This window comes from Streptomyces sp. NPDC051582, assembly GCF_040681715.1.
Classification (GTDB): domain Bacteria; phylum Actinomycetota; class Actinomycetes; order Streptomycetales; family Streptomycetaceae; genus Streptomyces.
The window spans coordinates 1-3,688 of the sequence record NZ_JBFAZJ010000088.1 but is presented as its reverse complement, the minus strand read 5'-3'; the positions used below and the strand labels follow the sequence as shown (position 1 = coordinate 3,688).

The 3,688-nt window shown below is 70.6% G+C and carries 3 protein-coding genes; all 3 read right to left on the bottom strand.

Annotation, left to right across the window (positions count from 1 at the left end; translation table 11 throughout):
- Positions 1-44: 44 nt before the first annotated feature.
- The 3 genes from ligA to AB0M92_RS39120 all read right to left on the bottom strand — a co-directional run bounded on the left by ligA (position 45) and on the right by AB0M92_RS39120 (position 3,577).
- Positions 45-2,108, bottom strand: a complete 2,064-nt coding sequence (ligA, locus tag AB0M92_RS39130) for an NAD-dependent DNA ligase LigA (protein ID WP_366107165.1) — start codon at positions 2,106-2,108, stop codon at positions 45-47.
- Positions 2,109-2,474: 366 nt separating this feature from the next.
- Positions 2,475-3,131: a hypothetical protein gene (locus tag AB0M92_RS39125; protein WP_366107164.1), complete on the bottom strand. Its 657-nt coding sequence runs from the start codon at positions 3,129-3,131 to the stop codon at positions 2,475-2,477.
- Between the two features lie 68 nt (positions 3,132-3,199).
- Positions 3,200-3,577: a hypothetical protein gene (locus tag AB0M92_RS39120; RefSeq protein WP_366107163.1), complete on the bottom strand. Its 378-nt coding sequence runs from the start codon at positions 3,575-3,577 to the stop codon at positions 3,200-3,202.
- Positions 3,578-3,688 lie beyond the last annotated feature (111 nt).

The window sequence follows — 3,688 nt, the reverse complement described above, 5'->3', positions numbered from 1 at the left end:
CGCGGGCGCGCAACCCTGCGCGCCCGCCACTTCGCCCCCTCCGGTCAGGCCAGGTAGTCGGCGACCATCTCGGCGAACTCCTCCGGCGTGAGCACCTCGACGCCGAGTTCGGCCGCCTTGACCGCCTTCGAACTCGGCTTGCCACCGGCGGACGGTGCCGCGACCAGGATGGACGTCTTGGCGTTGACGCTGCTGCCCGCGCGCCCGCCGGCCTTCTCGATCAGGGAGTTCATCTCGGACCGCGCGTAGGCCGCCAGCACCCCGGTCATCTTGCCTGTGACCACCACGACCTTGCCCGTCAGCGGCCCTGCACCCTCGCCCGCCGACGGCTCCTGGGGCTCCTCCATGTTGACGCCCGCGGCGATCAGCTTGTCGATGACCGGTCCCAGCGCGGCGACCTGCTCGACGATGACCGGGGCCTTCTCGGGACCGATGCCCTCGACGTCCTGCAATGCGGCTGCGTCGGCCTGACGGATGTCTTCCATCCTGCCGAAGTGCCGGGCGATGCGGCGGGACATGCTGCGCCCGGTGCCGAGGACGCCCAGGGCGCAGAAGACCCGGCTGAGGGGGAGTGCCTTGGCGGCCTCGATCTGCTCGGCGAGCTTGGCGGCCAGCTTGGCGCTTCCGGACGCTGCCGTGAGCTGGTCGGGGGTCAGGGTGAACAGATCGGCGACGTCGGCGACGTCACCGGACGCGACCAGGGCCGCCACGTACGCCGGGCCGAGGCCGTCGATGTCGAGCATGTCGCGTCCGGCGGCGTACTGGATCAGCGCCGGAAGCGCGCACGCGCTGCCCTGCGCGCAACGCCACCTCTCCTGCGCTTTGTTGATCTTTCCGCCGCAGTTGGGGCAGGCCTCGGGCAGCATTACCTCCAGCGCCCCCGCCGGCCGCAGCTGGACCACGGCCCCCTGCACGCGGGGGATGATGTCGCCGGCCTTGTAGACCGTCACGGTGTCGCCGATGTGGAGGTCCCGACGGCGGATGTCAGCGGGGTTGTGCAGCGTGGCCCGGGTGACGGTGGAGCCGTCGATCTCAACCGGGGTGAGGATCGCGGTCGGAGCGAGGACCCCGGTGCGGCCGACCTGCCACACGACGTCTTCCAGCACGGTCTGCCGCTCGACCGCCGCGAGCTTGACCGCGATGGCCCAGTGAGGGAAGCGAGAGCCGAACCCGGCCGCCGCCTGCTCCGCCGCGTCGTTCATCTTGATCACCACGCCGTCGATCCCGACGGGCAGCTCCGCACGCATGGCGGCGATCGCATCCACCCGCTCCTGTGCTGCGCCGAGATCGGCGACGACATGGAGCCCTGCCGCGGAGTCCGCGGTGGTCTGGATGCCGACTGCGGCCACGGCCGCGAGGGTTTCCGCATGGGTGGCCCCGGCGGGCAGGTACGTGACCGCGTCCAGCTCGACCGCGCCGTAGGCCCAGAACGTCATCCGGAGACGGTACGGCCGGTCCTTCGCCCTGAGCGTGCCGGCCGTGCCGTTGCGGGGGTTGGCGAAGACCTGCGCGTTGTGAGCGGCCCGGACCTCGTTCGCCGTCTCGAACTGGGCCTGCGTAAAGGCGACCTCGCCGCGGACCTCGACGGTGACCGGCTCGGTCAGTTGCTCGGGGAGACCGTCGATCTGGCCGATGACGTGGCTGATGTCCTCGCCGTGACTACCGTCCCCGCGCGTGATGATCTGCACCAGACGGCCGCTGCGGTACCGGGCGGCCACGGCAGCGCCGTCGATCTTCGGCTCGACGGTGAACCCGCCCTTCGGAGAGCGTCCCAGCCGGCGCTCGACCGACACGCCCCATGCCACCAGGCCCTCGGCGTCAAAGACGTTGTCCAGGCTCAGGAGGCGGGTGGTGTGCGCGACGTCGCCGACGGGCGCGGCCCCGTCGGCGACGAGACCGGTAGGCGAATCCGGGGAGACCTCGGCGGGGTGCTCCTGCTCCCAGGCTTGTACGGACCGCCGAAGCTGGTCGTACGAGACGTCGTCCAGGACGCTGTCGCCGTCGCCGTAGTACGTCCGTGAGGCGTCGCGCAGAAGCTGGAGCGCGGCCTCGTACTCGGTGCGGCTGGACGCGGCGGACAGCGCCTGAGCGGCGGGAAGAGTCGTCATGAGGGTGATCCTCTCGTAAGGGTCTGACAGTGGCTGGACGAAAGGGGGCGAGACCCGGACAGGGGGGTGGTCCGGGTCTCGCCGGCCCCGGCCGTCGAGGGGCGTGCACGGCCAGGGCGAGCCGCGCGAAGCGGCTCCTTCGGGAGTGGCTTTGTGTTGGGGGCGATGCCCCGCCCTCACTACAACGAATATACACATCGAAAACCTAAGAGACAACAATCTTGAGCCGGGGATGGGTTCGCCCCAGCGCCCGACCGGGCCCTCCTGCTTCGGTCAGCTGGCCGGCTCGTCGGGATGACCCGGTAGCCGGCGGAGCCCCAAGGCCTGGGACCGCGGGGCATTCCGAGGCCCGGCACCTGCGATTTCCTAGACCGTGTCGCCCTCGGCTCGGGTTTCGACGCGGTGCAGAACGTGGGGGGCGATGAGGTCGGCGCCACCGTCCTCCCAACGCACAGCCTGGAAGGCGTAGGGGGTGCCGTCCGCCATGCCGAAGGCGTGCCCAAGCCGTTCGGTTCCCCTGGCGCGCATGACCAGATGCGTTCCGTCTGCGTAGTAGGTGAGCGCCGGGTCGAACATGGTGGCCGGGCGGGTCACGTCCGACGCCAGGGGGCGCGCCCGGTTGACGATGTCTGCGACCTGGTCGGCGTCGATCCCGGGCATGTTCATGCGCCGGTCGGGCTCGACCTTCCATGACAGGCCGGGGAACAGGCGGTTGACCTGATCCCGGACCCACTGCCATGCCTCGTCCGAGGCTTCCTCGGTGGCCTCGCTCGCCGAGGAGTGCCAGCCCTCGGCGCAGTCTGCGCCCTGTTCACCGAGGAGGGCCATCACCTCGGAGCGGGTGATCTCGTTCGGGAGGGGTGTCCCCGCGTGCAGGCGGTGGACGAATCGGTGGAAGAGCTGGAAGGCCAAGGACTCGCCGTCCAGGTGGTGGGCGTAGACGATCCGCAGCACCTTTCCGTGTCCTTCGGAATCGGGGACCAGGGTGGCGATGGCGGGCGGCGGCGTCGTGTTGATGGCCATGGGGGTGCTCCGTTTCGGGCGGGGGCGGAGGGGCGGCGGCAGCAGGGGGCCGGCCGCCGCCCCTGGGGTCAGGAGGGGGGAACGGACTGCCACGGCCAGAACGGCGGGCGGGTCGTGGTGGGGTACAGCACGGGCCGGGCTTGCTGCTCGGCGGTCGCCCGCTCGGCGCGTTCCCGTACCGCTTCCTCCAGGAGCCGGGGGTCGTTCAGCGCGTCTCCGCAGGAGACGGTCACGTGCTGACCGAGCCTCCAGAGCTGGGCGCTCACGGCGCAGCATGCGGAGTTGAGGGGGTCGAGGTCGTTCAGCCACCAGCGGTACTCGGCGGGGTCGGTGCCGAAGAACCGAAGCGTGGCGGCGGCGGCCCGGGCCATGGTGCCGGTCCCGGCGGCGGCTTCGAGGAACAGATCGCCGGGCCTGCGGTCGGTGGAGAAGAGGATGTCGCCCATGTGGTCGGCGGCGATCGTTATCTAGGGTTGTCAAGTGTTTCAGCAGCTCAGACTCGTAAGGCTCGATGAGGCACGTGAGGGACGTGGCTCAACGACGACATGCTCCCGACG